Origin of the sequence: Burkholderia sp. L27(2015) (genome assembly GCF_009765705.1) — a bacterium.
GTDB lineage: Bacteria > Pseudomonadota > Gammaproteobacteria > Burkholderiales > Burkholderiaceae > LMUX01.
Window position 1 is genome coordinate 142661 of record NZ_LMUX01000016.1, and the last position, 14931, is coordinate 157591.

Annotated in this window: 11 protein-coding genes and 1 pseudogene; 8 read left to right on the forward strand and 4 right to left on the reverse strand. The window is 61.6% G+C overall.

Annotated elements, in window-relative coordinates:
• The 3 genes and pseudogenes from polA to GSQ77_RS08615 all read left to right on the forward strand — a co-directional run.
• On the forward strand, positions 1-2210 hold a 2210-nt coding region (gene polA / locus GSQ77_RS08605; protein ID WP_158901071.1), incomplete at its 5' end, for a DNA polymerase I.
• Between the two features lie 82 nt (positions 2211-2292).
• Complete coding sequence (locus GSQ77_RS08610; RefSeq protein ID WP_158901074.1) at positions 2293-3660, forward strand: NAD(P)/FAD-dependent oxidoreductase; 1368 nt, start codon at positions 2293-2295, stop codon at positions 3658-3660.
• Between the two features lie 29 nt (positions 3661-3689).
• Positions 3690-3830 (forward strand): annotated as a pseudogene (locus tag GSQ77_RS08615) (dienelactone hydrolase family protein); the annotation flags it as partial.
• A gap of 15 nt (positions 3831-3845) precedes the next feature.
• Here the strand turns inward: GSQ77_RS08615 and GSQ77_RS08620 are convergent.
• Positions 3846-4724, reverse strand: coding sequence for a sulfurtransferase (locus tag GSQ77_RS08620; protein WP_158901076.1), 879 nt, complete (start codon positions 4722-4724; stop codon positions 3846-3848).
• Positions 4725-4737: 13 nt separating this feature from the next.
• Positions 4738-5844: an aromatic ring-hydroxylating dioxygenase subunit alpha gene (locus GSQ77_RS08625; protein WP_158901078.1), complete on the reverse strand. Its 1107-nt coding sequence runs from the start codon at positions 5842-5844 to the stop codon at positions 4738-4740.
• Positions 5845-6117: 273 nt separating this feature from the next.
• On the opposite strand from GSQ77_RS08625, the gene GSQ77_RS08630 reads away from it, so the two are divergent.
• The 4 genes from GSQ77_RS08630 (at position 6118) to folE2 (ending at position 10492) form a co-directional block, all read left to right on the forward strand.
• Positions 6118-6405: an exodeoxyribonuclease VII small subunit gene (locus GSQ77_RS08630; protein ID WP_158901080.1), complete on the forward strand. Its 288-nt coding sequence runs from the start codon at positions 6118-6120 to the stop codon at positions 6403-6405.
• Between the two features lie 20 nt (positions 6406-6425).
• The gene (locus tag GSQ77_RS08635) at positions 6426-7340 is read left to right on the forward strand and encodes a polyprenyl synthetase family protein (RefSeq protein ID WP_254067526.1); all 915 of its coding nucleotides are present in this window, start codon (positions 6426-6428) and stop codon (positions 7338-7340) included.
• Between the two features lie 118 nt (positions 7341-7458).
• Positions 7459-9369, forward strand: coding sequence for a 1-deoxy-D-xylulose-5-phosphate synthase (gene dxs, locus GSQ77_RS08640; RefSeq protein WP_158901082.1), 1911 nt, complete (start codon positions 7459-7461; stop codon positions 9367-9369).
• A 310-nt stretch (positions 9370-9679) separates the two neighbouring features.
• The gene (folE2, locus tag GSQ77_RS08645; protein WP_158901084.1) at positions 9680-10492 is read left to right on the forward strand and encodes a GTP cyclohydrolase FolE2; all 813 of its coding nucleotides are present in this window, start codon (positions 9680-9682) and stop codon (positions 10490-10492) included.
• Between the two features lie 38 nt (positions 10493-10530).
• Here the strand turns inward: folE2 and tsaD are convergent, their stop codons facing one another.
• Together tsaD and GSQ77_RS08655 are read right to left on the reverse strand one after the other, a co-directional pair.
• Entirely contained in the window at positions 10531-11562 is a 1032-nt protein-coding gene (tsaD, locus tag GSQ77_RS08650; RefSeq protein WP_158901086.1) for a tRNA (adenosine(37)-N6)-threonylcarbamoyltransferase complex transferase subunit TsaD, read from the reverse strand.
• A 101-nt stretch (positions 11563-11663) separates the two neighbouring features.
• Positions 11664-13319: an isovaleryl-CoA dehydrogenase gene (locus GSQ77_RS08655; protein WP_158901088.1), complete on the reverse strand. Its 1656-nt coding sequence runs from the start codon at positions 13317-13319 to the stop codon at positions 11664-11666.
• Positions 13320-13471: 152 nt separating this feature from the next.
• Between GSQ77_RS08655 and GSQ77_RS08660 the strand changes: the two genes are divergently transcribed.
• Positions 13472-14689: an NAD(P)/FAD-dependent oxidoreductase gene (locus tag GSQ77_RS08660; RefSeq protein WP_158901090.1), complete on the forward strand. Its 1218-nt coding sequence runs from the start codon at positions 13472-13474 to the stop codon at positions 14687-14689.
• Positions 14690-14931 lie beyond the last annotated feature (242 nt).

The following is a 14931-nucleotide window of genomic DNA, read 5'->3' on the forward strand; positions in this document are numbered from 1 at the left end:
TGCATAAGTGCGGCCCGAAGACCGCCCTCAAGTGGCTGGACCAATACCAAACCCTCGAAGGCGTGATCGCTCATGCCGGCGAGATCAAAGGCGCAGTAGGCGATAACCTGCGGCAGGTGCTCGATTTCCTGCCGCTGGCCAAGCGGCTGGTGACGGTGAAAACCGATTGCGTACTGGCGCCGCATGTCGAGACCATCGAAAGCACCTTGCCCGCGCGTAGCGAAGCGCACGAACTGCTGCGCGATCTGTTCGTCAAGCATGGCTTCAAGACCTGGGTGCGAGAACTTGACGGTGGCGGCAGCGGCGGCAGCGGCGGTAATGGCGCCGGCGCCGCAAGCGCGGGCACGCCGCGCACCTACGGCAACGATACCAGCACGGTAGCGGCGCCGCAGATCAGCGCCGTGCCGCGCGAATACGAGACGGTACTGACCTGGGCGCAATTCGACGCATGGCTGCACACCATAAGCACCGCCGAACTGACCGCCTTCGATACCGAAACCACTTCGCTGGACGCAATGCAGGCGCAGTTGGTGGGAATTTCACTATCGGTGGAAGTGGGGCGCGCTGCGTATATTCCGTTGGCGCATCGCGGGCCGGGCGTGCCCGAGCAACTGCCGCGCGCAGAAGTGCTCGAACGGCTGCGTCCATGGTTCGAAGACGCGGGCCGCAAGAAAGTCGGCCAACACATGAAATACGACGCGCAGGTGCTGGCGAATTACGGCATCGCGCTCAATGGCATCGAGCACGACACGATGCTGCAGTCGTACGTGCTCGAATCGCATCGCACGCACGACATGGACAGCCTCGCGATGCGCCATCTGGGCGTGAAGACCATCAAGTACGAGGAAGTGTGCGGCAAGGGTGTGGCGCAGATCGGCTTCGATGAAGTCGCGCTTGAAGAGGCTTCGGCCTACGCGGCCGAGGATGCTGACATCACCTTGCGCTTGCATCAGGCGCTGTACCCGCAGATCAGCCAGGAAGCCGGGCTGGAATATGTGTATCGATCGATCGAACTACCGACGGCTCGCGTGTTGCGTACGGTGGAGCGCAATGGCGTGCTGATCGACGGCGCGTTGCTGGGGAAACAAAGCCATGAAATCGGCGGCAAATTGATCGAGCTGGAAAGCGAGGCGTACAAGCTCGCGGAAGGGCCGTTCAATTTGAATTCGCCGAAACAGATCGGCGAGATCTTCTTCGAGCGCCTGCAATTGCCCGTCGTCAAAAAGACGCCGAGCGGCGCGCCTTCCACCGATGAAGAGGTGTTGCAAAAGCTCGCCGAGGACTATCCGTTACCGAAAATTCTGCTCGAGTACCGCGGCTTGTCCAAGCTCAAGTCGACCTATACCGACAAGCTGCCGAAGATGGTCAATCCGCAAACGGGGCGCGTCCATACGCACTATGCTCAAGCCGTGGCGGTAACGGGACGGCTGGCTTCCAACGATCCTAATCTGCAGAATATCCCTGTGCGTACGGCAGAAGGGCGGCGCATACGCGAAGCCTTCGTGGCGCCGCCGGGCAGCCGCATCGTGTCGGCGGACTATTCGCAGATCGAGTTGCGCATCATGGCGCATATTTCGGGCGATGAGAGCCTGCTGCGCGCATTTGCCCAGGGCGAGGACATCCACCGGGCGACCGCGGCTGAAATCTTCGGCGTGACGGTGTTGGAGGTGGGCGCCGATCAGCGCCGGGTCGCCAAGACGATCAACTTCGGTTTGATTTACGGCATGAGCGCGTTCGGGCTGGCAGCAGGCTTGGGCATTACGCGCGATGCCGCCAAGCTGTATATCGACCGGTACTTTGCGCGGTACCCGGGCGTCGCGCTCTATATGGAGGAGACGCGCAACTCAGCCAAACAGCGTGGTTATGTCGAGACCGTATTTGGGCGCCGTTTATGGCTGCCGGAAATCAATGGCGGCAATGGGCCGCGGCGACAGGGCGCGGAGCGCGCGGCGATCAATGCGCCCATGCAGGGTACCGCTGCCGACCTGATCAAGCTCTCGATGATTGCCGTGCAGGACTGGCTGGAAAGTACGCACAAGCAATCGAAAATGATCATGCAGGTGCATGACGAACTGGTGCTCGAAGTGCCGGACGCTGAGTTCGATGAGGTGCGCGTCCGATTGCCGGAACTGATGTGCGGGGTTGCAAAGCTGAAGGTGCCGCTGGTTGCCGAAGTGGGCACCGGGGCCAACTGGGAGGTGGCGCACTAAGTCATAGCTTCTCGAACCCTAGCATCATCGAGCGGTAGCATCATCGAGCCATCATAAATCGAACCAGCATAAGGGGTGACGCATGCATAGGATTATCGTGGTGGGCGGCGGTGCAGGGGGGCTGGAACTCGCGACGCGCTTGGGAGACCGCTTCGGTTCCGAGAGTCGGGCCCCGCGCGCCCAGGTGATACTGATCGACCGCAATCCGACCCATATCTGGAAGCCGCTGTTGCACGAGGTGGCGGCGGGCAGCATGGATCCGTTTACGCATCAGCTCGAATACGCTGCGCAGGCTCGCTGGCATGGCTTCGAATTTCAGCAGGGCGAGCTGGTGGGAGTGAACCGCGCTGCGCGCACCGTCACCGTAGGCCCGTTGATCGATACCGACGACCACGTGGAATTGCTGCCGCAACGCGTACTGCCTTATGACACGCTGGTTATCGCGATCGGCAGCACCACGCATTTCTTCGGCGTGCGTGGGGCGCAGGAGCACGCGTTGGCGCTCGATACGGTGTGGCAGGCCGAGCGGTTTCGCCGGCGCCTGATAGCAACCTGCATGCGGGCTCAGTCACTGCCGCTGGCGATGCAGGCCGTCGAAGCGCCGGATGTGGCGGAGATCGGCGTAACCGATGTCAGGCCACGGCCGCGCGTGGAAATTGCGATCATCGGCGGCGGGGCGACCGGTGTGGAGTTGTCGGCCGAATTGCGCGCCACGGCCAAGGTGCTGGCCAGCTACGGTTTGCACCAGCTCGATCCGCAACACGATATCGGTATTACGCTGCTCGAAGCCGGCTCGCGGATTTTGCCCGCGCTGCCTGAACGCGTCTCGTCAGCCACCGCGGAATTGCTGGCCAAGCTGGGCGTAACGGTGCGCACCGATCAGCGCGTCATGGAGGTGACGCCGAGCGCGTTGCACACCGCGAGCGGCGAGAACATCCGCGCCGATCTGACCGTCTGGGCCGCGGGCATCAAGGCGCCCGCGGTGCTCTCGGAACTCGATGGCCTGGAGGTGAACTCGCTCGGGCAGTTGAACGTGCGCGCGACGTTGCAAACCACGCTCGACGACAATATTTTCGCGCTGGGCGATTGCGCAGCCTGCGCTTGGCCCGAAGAGAAGCGCAACGTGCCGCCGCGGGCCCAGGCTGCGCATCAGCAAGCTAGCTTCCTGATGCATACCTTCCAGGCGCGGCTCGATGGTGCGGCGCTGCCCGATTTTCATTACCGCGATTTCGGCTCGCTGGTTTCGCTCGGCCATTTCAGCGCGGTCGGCAGCCTGATGGGTGGCGTGATCGGGCGCAATATGCTGGTCGAGGGCTTGTTCGCGCGCTTCATGTATATGTCGCTGTATCGCTTGCATATCGCGGCACTGCACGGCTGGCCGCGCATGGTGCTGGACACGGTGGCGCATTGGTTGCATCGCTCGACGATGCCGCGCGTCAAGTTACACTGAGTTGCATCGGCGTTTTCGTCTGAGCTTGAGCCCGCGGCTCGGAGTTTGAGGTCTATCCGGATGCGCCGCACGCTTTTTTTGCCGATTATCGGTCCAGCTATCGGCCGGCCGATGCTAAAGACGGTTGGCAGCGTTGCCTTGCCTGGTTCCGCTCGCACGGCGTTGCCTAGCGAGTTTTATCAGCGTTAGGGATTGGGTCCGGTCGCGATCGGCCGGGCTGGGTTCGCACACCATTCGCTCCAGGACCCGCCGTAGAGCGCCGAGCCTTGCAAGCCGGCAAGTTCCATTGCCAGTGCGTTGTGGCAGGCCGTCACGCCCGAGCCGCACTGCAGCACGACGCGCTGCGCAGGTGTGTCGCCGATCAGCGCAGCAAATTCGTCGCGCAGAGTATGACCGGGTTTGAAGCGGCCTTCGGCGTTCAGGTTATCCATGAAAAAGCGATTGCGTGCACCCGGGATATGGCCGGCGCGCGGATCCAGCGTTTCGTTTTCGCCCCGATAGCGGTCGGGGGAGCGGGCATCGATCAGCAACTGCGCATGGCGCGTCAGGTTCTGTTCGACCTCCACAACGCCTACGGTCGTTGTCAGCGGCGCCGCGGGCACGAAGCTACCGGACGCACTGGGTGAAACCGAAACTGCAGAAGTGTCGATCGGGTGGCCGCCCGCTACCCAAGCGTGCAGACCGCCATCGAGCACGGCCACCGTGTCGTGACCCAACCAGCGTAGCAACCACCACAGCCGCGCCGCGTACCTGCCGTCTTGCGCGTCGTACGCGATCACTTGCACATCGCGCCGCATCCCTCGGCTTTCAAGGGTACGGGCAAAGGCGTCGCGTTGCGGCAGTGGGTGGCGGCCGTTCAAGCCCGTTTTCGGGCCGGAGAGATCGTCGTCGAGATGCAAATAGTGAGCACCCGGCAAGTGGCCGCCGGCATACGCCGTAGTCCCCGCCGCGGGATCGGCCAGGTCGAAACGGCAATCGAATACCAATACGCTTTGGGGCGCGGCGGCCATGCGCTGAGCCAGCGTATCGGCGCCGATCAGGGTGGTATAGCGAGTGTGCGGCATGGCGTGCGTCCCCTTAGATGGGCCCCAGTTGCTGGCGTAGAAACTCATGGAAGTGCTGCATCCCGTCTTCCATCGGGCTTTGATACGGCCCCACTTGCGATTCGCCGCGTTGCATCAGGGCCAGGCGTCCGGCATCCATGCGTTCGGCGATTTCATCATCTTCGAGCGCGGTTTCCTGATACGCAGCACGCTCTGCCTCGACAAATTCCCGTTCGAACAGCGCGATTTCCTCGGGATAGTAAAACTCGACGATGTTCGTGGTGTGCCTCGGCCCGCGCGGAATCAGCGTGGAAACGATGAGGACATGCGGATACCACTCGATCATCACGTTCGGGTAGTAGATCATCCAGATTGCGCCGAATTCCGGCGCCGTGCCGTCGCGGAAATTCAATACCGCGTCTTGCCATTTGCGGTATTTCAGGCTGCCCGGCTTGGAAAGGTCGGCATGCACGCCCACCGTCTGGACACTGTACCACTCGCCGAATTGCCATTTCAGGTCTTCGCAGGACACGAAACTGCCCAGGCCCGGATGGAACGGAACGACGTGATAATCCTCGAGGTAGACCTCGACAAAAGTCTTCCAGTTATAGGCGCACTCATGCACTTCGACATGATCGAGCAGATAGCCGTCGAAGTCGAAGTAATGCTTGGTGGTCATGGCGGACAGATCGTCGCGCACGTCGCGGGTGCCCGCTTCGAACAGCAGGCCCTGCCAGTTTTGCAGCGGCGTGGCGCCCAGATTCAGGCAGGGATTGTCGGGAAAATGCGGCGCACCCAGCAATTGACCCTTCAAATCATACGTCCAGCGATGCAGCGGGCAGACGATGTTGTCGGTATGACCGCGCCCGTTCAGCATGATGGCTTGACGATGGCGGCAGACGTTGGACAGCAGTTCGACCTGCTTCTCTGCATTGCGCACCAGCACGCGGCCTTCGCCCTCGCCTGGCAGCGCATAGAAATCGCCGGCCTCGGGCACCATCGACGCGTTGCCGATGTAGCGGGGACCGTTTCTAAATAGAGTAGCTATCTCGCGCTTGAAAAGCGCTTCGTCAAAGTAAGCCGTGACAGGCAGCTGACTATGTATACTTTTCAGCTGCAAAGCAGTGCTCAGATTGGACATTCCCACTCCCGGAAAAAGCGTGAAAGCAGTGAACAACCCAACCATCGAAAATTCGATTTAGGGAACCTGAGATTATACTCAATTCATGCACTTGGGGGCGGATAAGCCCCCGATCTTTGTTGGTAAAGGTTGACGCAACTACCCTGTTTGGGCCGCTTTAGACCGCGGCTACCGCGCAGATGCCGCGCTTGTGCCACGCTAGCATAGGCATCTTGTCTCGAACTCGACCGTTTTTGCCGTAAAATAGCGAATTAGTTACATTTTCCTCATTCCATGGCAAAAACAGCAGGATCCAACGAAGCATCCGAGCCGCAGGCCTCTGCCATCGCGGCGCCGGTTTCCTATGAAGCTGCGCTAGCCGAGCTGGAGGCTTTGGTCGGCCGTATGGAAGGCGGGGCACTCAGTTTGGAAGACTCGCTAGACGCCTATCGGCGCGGCGCGACTTTGGTAGCCTTCTGCCAGCAACAGCTCGAAAAGGTCGAGCAGCAGGTACGCGTGCTCGACGGCGAAAGCCTCAAGCCATTACCTGTGGAACTCGTCGACGATATTGGGGACGCATGATGGGCGCAACACAGCCAAGTATGAAACAGGGCGATAGCGCGCCTTTAGCCGATTTCAAGTCATGGATGCAAGCCGTCCTCGATCGCACCGAAATCGCACTGGACGCGTTTTTGCCCGCGGCAGACGTGCTTCCGCAAGGCTTGCACGAGGCCATGCGCTACGCAGTGATGGGCGGGGGCAAACGGGTACGTCCATTGCTCGTCCATGCAGCCGGCGAAGCGGTTGGCGCACAGGCCGAGTCGCTTGATGCGGCGGCCTGCGCGATCGAAATGATCCACGTATATTCGCTAGTGCATGACGACATGCCGGCGATGGACGACGACGCGTTGCGACGCGGCAAACCCACCGTCCATATCCAATACGATGAGCCTACGGCGCTGCTGGTAGGCGATGCCTTGCAATCCCAGGCGTTTGTTACGCTGGGCGCGCCGGCCTTGGCGCCGCTTCAGCAGGCCTTATTGACGCGTGAACTGGCGATGGCCAGCGGTTCGGTCGGCATGGCGGGCGGCCAGGCAATCGACCTTGCCAGCGTCGGTAGGCAACTGGCTCGCGCCGAGCTGGAGACCATGCATAGACTCAAGACCGGGGCGCTGCTGCGCGCTGCGGTCAGAATGGGTGCATTATGTGGTCCGGCGGCGCAGGCCAGCGCCAGCGAACGAGACGCGCTGGACGCCTATGCCGCGGCGATTGGACTGGCTTTTCAAGTGGTGGATGACATTTTGGACGTCACCGCCGATTCCGCTACGTTGGGCAAGACCGCGGGCAAAGACGCGAAGGATAACAAGCCCACTTACGTGTCTATCCTTGGGCTGGACGCTTCGCGTGCGCTCGCCGAGCAGTTGCGCGGCGACGCACATTCGGCGTTGTTGGCTTTTGGGCCGCGGGCCCAGCGTCTGGCCCAACTGGCTGACTTGGTGGTCGACCGGGCGAACTAGGCGCGTTCTGGCACAATCCCGCATTTGGGGAACCAGACGGCTTGCGAAGCAGACCAAACATTAAACCGGAGCTGATGCGCTGCAGGACCAAGTGAACAGCTCCCAGAATGGAATGACGATGTACGATTTGCTGAAAACCATCAATGATCCTGCCGCTTTGCGTCAACTCGACCGCACTCAATTGCGGCCGCTGGCTGACGAGTTGCGCGCTTTTGTCCTTGAAAGCGTTTCGCAGACCGGCGGACACCTGTCGTCGAATCTCGGCACGGTCGAGCTGACGATAGCGTTGCACTATGTGTTCAGCACGCCGGAAGACCGGATAGTCTGGGACGTCGGGCATCAAACCTACCCGCACAAGATCCTGACCGGGCGGCGTGACGCCATGTCGACTCTGCGTCAAGCGGGCGGCATTTCGGGTTTCCCGCGCCGCTCGGAGTCGCCGTACGACACCTTTGGCACGGCCCATTCCAGCACCTCGATTTCGGCCGCGCTGGGCATGGCGATCGGCAGCAAATTGCGCGGCGACCACCGTCATGCGATTGCCGTGATCGGCGATGGCGCGATGACGGCCGGGATGGCATTTGAAGCGATGAACAACGCGGGCGTTTGCGATGATCTTCCGATGATCGTCATTTTGAACGACAACGACATGTCGATTTCACCGCCGGTCGGCGCGTTGAATCGTTACTTGGCGCGCCTGATGTCGGGCAAGTTCTACGCTGCGGCGAAGAAAGGCGTCGAACGCATGCTCAGTGTTGCACCGCCGATGCTTGAGCTCGCGCGCAAGCTGGAAGAGCATGCCAAAGGCATGGTCGTGCCGGCCACCATGTTCGAAGAATTCGGTTTCAACTATATCGGACCGATCGACGGTCACGACTTCGAGTCCTTGATCCCGACCCTGCAGAACATCAAGGGCTTACGCGGTCCTCAGTTCCTGCACGTCGTCACGCGCAAAGGGCAGGGCTACAAGCTGGCCGAAGCCGATCCGGTGCTCTATCACGGCCCGGGCAAGTTCAACCCGGCCGAAGGCATCAAGCCGGCCGCCAAGCCCAGCAAGAAGACCTACACGCAGGTATTCGGCGAATGGTTGTGCGACATGGCGGAACTCGATTCACGCGTGGTCGGCATTACCCCGGCCATGCGAGAAGGTTCCGGCATGGTCGAATTCGAAAAGCGCTTCCCCGATCGTTACTACGATGTCGGCATCGCCGAGCAGCATGCGGTGACCTTTGCCGGCGGTATCGCCGCAGAGGGGCTCAAACCCGTGGTGGCGATTTATTCGACCTTCCTGCAACGCGGCTACGATCAGTTGATCCACGACGTTGCACTGCAGAATTTGCCGGTGGTGTTCGCGATCGACCGGGCCGGTTTGGTCGGCGCCGATGGCGCGACCCATGCGGGCGCGTACGATCTGGCTTTCCTGCGCTGCATCCCGAACATGATCGTGATGGCGGCGTCGGACGAAAATGAATGTCGCCAGATGCTCTACACGGCGGTTCAGCAAAACAGCCCGACCGCCGTGCGTTATCCGCGTGGTGCGGGTGGCGGCGTCGAGACGGTCAAGCAGATGACGGCCTTGCCCGTTGGCCGAGGCGTGGTGCTGCGCGAGTCGACCCAGCCCGCCGGCAGCCGCATCGCTATCCTGGCTTTCGGCACGATGGTTGCACCGGCTTTGGCGGCCGGCGAGACCTTGAACGCGACGGTCGTCAACATGCGGTTCGTGAAACCGATCGACGCCGCCTTGATTGCCCAATTGGCGCAGACTCATGACGCGTTCGTCACCGCCGAAGAGGGCTGCATCATGGGCGGCGCTGGCTCGGCCTGCGTCGAAAGCCTACTCTCGGGTGGGGTTATTCGCCCGGTATTACAATTAGGGCTGCCCGATCAGTTCATCGATCATGGCGATCCAGCGAAACTGCTGACGTCGTGTGGCCTTGATGCAGCGGGCATTACCGCTTCGATCCGCAAGCGCTTCCTGGGCGCTGAACAAGGAAGTGCTGGTAATAACGTCGCAAAATTGGTCGCATAGTGAAATCCAATTTGTAGCGAGGGCGTCGCTCCCGATTCCGCGGAGCGATGTTCGGTCAGGCGGGTTGGCGTGCCTGGTAGAAGTCCTTCAGGTATGTCGCTTGACCGGCCAAACGCTAGATCTGCTGAAACAATACGTACTGGATGAAAAGCATGGCCGCGCGGGTAGGTAAAACGCTGCGGTCGGCGACCTGTCGTCGGGGGCAGCCTCGAGGTCGGTCTCGGGGTTGGTCTCTGCGTTGGTCTCCGAGTCAGGCCAAGGGGTCTGACTATCGGCGGCGAGTCATCCAGCGCGCACCAAAGGAATTTTGATGAATCAGATGAATCCCGCGTTCGTGATGCCAGACGTGCAGAGTACCGTCGATACGCGTCAAATCCCCATCCAGCGCGTCGGCGTCAAATCGGTACGTTATCCGCTCTCAATACGCACGGCCACGGGCGCGGTGCAGGCGACGATAGGCACGTTCGGATTGGACGTTCATTTGCCGGCCGATAAAAAAGGCACGCACATGTCGCGTTTTGTCGCGTTGCTTGAAGATAGCGCGCAACCTCTCGATGTCGCGGCTTTTCGCACCATGCTCGCGAAAATGCTGGTCAGGCTGGAAGCGAATGCTGGGCGTATCGAGGTGAGTTTTCCGTATTTCATCAAGAAAGTGGCGCCGGTCTCGGGTGTCGAGAGCTTGATGGACTATGAGGTGTCGCTGATCGGCGAAGTGCGGGACGGCGTGACGCGCGTATTCCAGAAGGTTGTGGTTGCGGTCACCAGCCTGTGTCCGTGCTCGAAGGAGATCTCGCAATACGGCGCACATAATCAGCGCTCACACGTGACGATCAACGTCGAGTTGGCGGCAGACCTGCCCATCGAAGCGCTGGTGCGCATAGCCGAAGAAGAAGCGTCGTGCGAATTGTGGGGCTTGCTCAAACGCCCCGATGAAAAATTCGTTACCGAGCGCGCCTACGAGAATCCCAAATTTGTCGAGGATCTGGTGCGCGATGTGGCCGTGCGTTTGAATGAGGAACCGGCGATTGCCGCCTACGTGCTCGAAGCCGAGAACTTCGAATCGATACACAACCACAGCGCTTATGCGGTGATCGAGTTCGACAAGCGGACTGCGGTCCTGTAGTTCGGCTATCGATCTGGCGGGGCGGCCTGCAGTGGTTATCAGACGCCTGCCAGGCTCGTCAAATCCCAGCGCGGTTTGACCGTAAACGCGTAGTCGCAGCCGGCTTGCTCCGGCCAGCGGGCCAAGCGCAACGCGCCTGCCAGCGCGATCATCGCGCCGTTATCGGTACAGAGCGCCAGGTCCGGGTAGTGCACGCTAAAGCGTCGCCGGGCCGCTGCGCGATTCAGCGCCTCGCGCAATTGCTGGTTGGCGCCCACGCCGCCCGCCACCACCAGCCGGTTCAAACCAGTTTGCTTGAGTGCGCCTAGCGACTTCGCCACGAGTACGTCGACCGCTGCGTCGACAAAGCCGCGCGCGATATCGGCCTTGGCTTGTTCGCACAGGTTGCTTGCGCCCAATTTTCGCACTTGCGTCAGCACAGCGGTCTTGAGGCCGCTGAAACTAAAATCGAGATCGCCCGAATGCAACATCGGTCGTGGCAAAGTGACCGCGCCGGGCACACCGAATTCAGCCATGCGCGACACCGCGGGGCCGCCCGGATAACCGAGTCCGAGCAGCTTGGCGGTTTTGTCGAACGCTTCGCCTGCCGCGTCGTCCAGGGTTTCGCCTAGCGTTTCGTAGGCGCCGACGTCAGTGACGCGCATCAACTGGGTGTGACCGCCCGAAACCAGCAACGCGACAAAGGGAAAGCTCGGCGGCGCATCGGCCAGCAGTGGCGAGAGCAAGTGGCCTTCGAGATGATGGATGCCGATGACGGGTTTTTGCCAAGCCATGGCCAACGCATTGGCGACGCCGGCGCCGACCAGCAAGGCGCCAGCCAAGCCAGGCCCCTGGGTAAATGCGATTGCGTCGATTGCCGCAGGCGCGGTTTGGGCTTGAGCTAGGACTTCTTGGAGCAGCGGCAGTACGCGGCGAATATGGTCTCGCGAGGCAAGTTCGGGCACGACACCACCATATTCCCGGTGCATGGCGATCTGCGAATGCAAGGCGTGCGCGAGCAGGCCGCGTGTCGTGTCATAGAGCGCGAGACCTGTTTCGTCGCAGGAGCTTTCGATACCGAGAACAAGCATGGGAGAGCAGCATTACTGCGCCGCACACGTGCGGCGCAGATCAATAGGTAGGACCGTGGAGTATAGCAGCGGGGCGCTCATGCTCATGCTCATGCTCATGCTTACGTTGTTGCGCTGGCCCGGCTGAGAATTGCCTCCACGTCGAGACCGCCGATATCGATCGCGCCATAGACCCGGCCTTGGCTCGCGGCTCCTGCGCCCAGCCGGGTCGCGACAAATGCGTCCGCGACTGCGCTGGGCGCGAATTGCCGCAGCAAGCTGGCCTGCGCCGTCAGCACCAGGCGCTGGGCCAGCAGACGCGCGCCGGCTTCCAGCGTCTGCGGCGCCGCGCATGCCGTGCGCAGCGCTTGTATTTCGGCATGGATCGCAGGGTCTGTGCCTGCTGCTGCCGAAAGCTCGTCGAATAGCGCGCCGACAGCCTCAGGCTCGCGGCCGATTGCACGCAAAACGTCCAGGCACATGACATTGCCCGATCCTTCCCAGATCGAGTTGACCGGTGCTTCGCGGTACAAGCGCGCCATCGGTGCATCGTCGATGTAGCCGTTGCCGCCAAATATTTCCATCGCCTCGCCCGTCAATTCGACGGCACGTTTGCAGACCCAAAACTTGGCAGCCGGCGTCACAATGCGCTTCCAGGCGCGTTGACTGGCGTCGTCCGCTGCTTCGAACGCTTGTGCGAGGCGCATCATCAACAGTGCCGCGGCTTCGCTTTCGAGCGCCAGATCCGTCAGCACGCTGCGCATCAGCGCATGTTCAATCAGCGTCTTGCCGAACGCGCGCCGCAGCCGAGTGTAGTGGAGCGCTTGCACGACCGCTTGGCGCATCAGCGCCGCGCTGCCGATGACGCAGTTCAGTCGCGTATAGGTGGCCATCTCGATGATGGTGGGAATGCCTCGGCCCTCTTCGCCGAGCAAGATGCCCCAGGCATCCTGGAATTCAACTTCGCTGCTGGCGTTCGAACGGTTGCCCACTTTGTCCTTCAGTCGCTGCAACTGCACGGCGTTCCGGCTGCCGTCCGGCCTCCAGCGGGGCACATAGAAGCAAGAGTGGCCCGCGTCGGTGCTGGCTACTACCAGATGCGCGTCGCACATCGGCGCGGAGAAAAACCACTTGTGACCCGTCAACGTATATTCGCCGCCGCGCCCGCCGACGGTAAGCGGCGTCGCGTGCGTGGTGTTGCTGCGCACATCCGAGCCGCCCTGTTTTTCGGTCATGCCCATGCCCACCCACATCGATTCTTTGGCTTCGATCGGGACATCGCGAGGATCGTAGCGCGGTGAATACAGCTTTTTGCGCAAGGTGTCGAACAAGGCCGGCTCTTTTTGCAGGACCGGGATACTGGCCAAGGTCATTGTGGCGGGACACAATGCGCCGCCTTCGATTTGGCCGTGCAGATAGAAGGCCGCCGCATAAGCGCTCCAACGCCCTGCGCGGGTCTGCGCGAACGGTTGGGCCGCGAGTCCATGGGCACGGTAAAGCGTCATCAGTGCGTGCCAGCTGGGATGAAAATCGACCTGGTCGATGCGCCGCCCACGGTGGTCGAACGTCTGCAGTTGCGGCGGATGACGGTTCGCCTGTGCGGCTAGTTCGAAGGTTGCGGCGCACCCCAGTTCGGCGCCGTAAGACGTCAGCTCATCGGTGTGCCAGCCGGCTTGCCCGCGTTGCACCGCCTCCTGCAGCGGCAGATCGGTGGTGTAGAGGTTGTAGTCCTGCAGCTCGTCGACTTGATTGGTGATCTCGTGGGTCTGCCAAGGCATGGTGATCTCCGCGCGGGGATGGTCGGTGAGTCATTCGGCCGTGAATCATTAGGCCGTGAAGCGTGAGGCCATGCGAATGGCCCCATGCTTCGGTCGGCAACTAATCATAGACGATTGCGCTCGAGCTACGGCCCGCGGTTACAATGCGCGCCATGGAACATTTCGATATTGCCGTGGTCGGTGCGGGCGCCGCTGGGATGATGTGTGCCGCGGTCGCTGGCCAATTGGGGCGACGCGTGGTGCTGATCGACCATGCAGAAAAGCTCGCGGAAAAAATCCGCATATCCGGCGGCGGGCGGTGTAATTTCACCAACCTGCAAGCCAGCCCGGCGAACTACCTTTCGGATAATCCACGCTTTTGCCGCTCGGCACTGGCGCGCTACACGCCGCGCGACTTTCTCGACCTGCTGGCTCGGCATCGTGTGGCCTGGCACGAGAAGCATAAGGGGCAACTCTTTTGTGACACGTCGAGCCAGACCATCATCGACGTCCTGCAGCGCGAGTGCGAGACGGGGCGCGTCAGCTGGCGCAGGCCGGCCGTGATACAGCAAGTGCAGGGCGGCGCGGATCAGCCATTTCATCTGATGACCAGTGCGGGGCCGATTGCCGCACGCGCGCTGATCGTTGCAACCGGCGGCCTGTCGATTCCAAAAATAGGCGCGACCGATTTTGCTTATCGTCTCGCGCGGCAATTCGGCCTGAAGCTGATCGAGCCGCGTCCGGCGCTTGTGCCGCTGACCTTTACCGCGGCCGACTGGGCGCCTTTTGCGGCGCTTTCCGGCTTGTCGCTCGAGGTGGCCGTGCGCACGGGCGCTGGGCGCCAGCGGCAGGAATTCGTCGAGGACCTGCTGTTGACCCATCGGGGCCTGTCCGGGCCGGCTATTTTGCAGATTTCGAGCTACTGGAAGCCGGGCGAGCCGCTGGAAGTCGATTTGTTGCCCGGCCAGGATCCGGTGGCGGCATTGCTCGAAGCCAAAGGCGGCTCGAAACGGCAATTGGCCAATTTGCTGGGAAGCTGGCTGCCCGCGCGTTTGGCCACAACCTGGGTGCAGGCGCAAGGCTTGTCCGCCGAAGCACGGTTGGCGGATCTGCCGGATCGCGCATTGCGCGCGCTAGGCGGTGCGTTGGCAAGCTGGTCGCTTACGCCCAGCGGGACAGAAGGTTGGCGCAAGGCAGAGGTGACGCTAGGCGGCGTGGACACCCGCGAATTGTCGTCGACAACGCTGATGGCCGAGCGCGTGCCCGGCCTGTATTTCATCGGTGAAGCGGTGGATGTGACGGGCTGGCTGGGCGGCTACAACTTTCAGTGGGCCTGGGCTTCCGGCGTTGCCGCAGGGCAGGCGGCTGCGCAAGCGACCCGTACAGCCTAGCCGTTCGGTGAGCGGCGGTGAAATAGCGAAGATCAAACGGCGTAGATCAAACAACCAGCGCTAGCAACCGGGCTAACGACCGGCCTCATAACGGCGTTCGAACAACGGGGCCGGGGGCGCCGCCGCAAATTCGCCTGACGAATTCAAACGTAGCGCCGGGCGTGATATTATCCGGGGGATTACATCAGACATTCCCGTGCGTCGCCCGATATGACTCATGTCACCGTGCAACCCAACGCGGC

Excerpts from the sequence above, each read along its gene's own strand:
- dxs (WP_158901082.1), top strand. The coding sequence starts at position 7,459 with ATGTACGATTTGCTGAAAACCATCAATGATCCTGCCGCTTTGCGTCAA.
- GSQ77_RS08610 (WP_158901074.1), top strand. The coding sequence starts at position 2,293 with ATGCATAGGATTATCGTGGTGGGCGGCGGTGCAGGGGGGCTGGAACTC.
- GSQ77_RS08635 (WP_254067526.1), top strand. The coding sequence starts at position 6,426 with ATGAAACAGGGCGATAGCGCGCCTTTAGCCGATTTCAAGTCATGGATG.
- GSQ77_RS08630 (WP_158901080.1), top strand. The coding sequence starts at position 6,118 with ATGGCAAAAACAGCAGGATCCAACGAAGCATCCGAGCCGCAGGCCTCT.
- folE2 (WP_158901084.1), top strand. The coding sequence starts at position 9,680 with ATGAATCAGATGAATCCCGCGTTCGTGATGCCAGACGTGCAGAGTACC.
- GSQ77_RS08625 (WP_158901078.1), bottom strand. The coding sequence starts at position 5,844 with ATGTCCAATCTGAGCACTGCTTTGCAGCTGAAAAGTATACATAGTCAG.
- GSQ77_RS08620 (WP_158901076.1), bottom strand. The coding sequence starts at position 4,724 with ATGCCGCACACTCGCTATACCACCCTGATCGGCGCCGATACGCTGGCT.
- GSQ77_RS08655 (WP_158901088.1), bottom strand. The coding sequence starts at position 13,319 with ATGCCTTGGCAGACCCACGAGATCACCAATCAAGTCGACGAGCTGCAG.
- GSQ77_RS08660 (WP_158901090.1), top strand. The coding sequence starts at position 13,472 with ATGGAACATTTCGATATTGCCGTGGTCGGTGCGGGCGCCGCTGGGATG.
- tsaD (WP_158901086.1), bottom strand. The coding sequence starts at position 11,562 with ATGCTTGTTCTCGGTATCGAAAGCTCCTGCGACGAAACAGGTCTCGCG.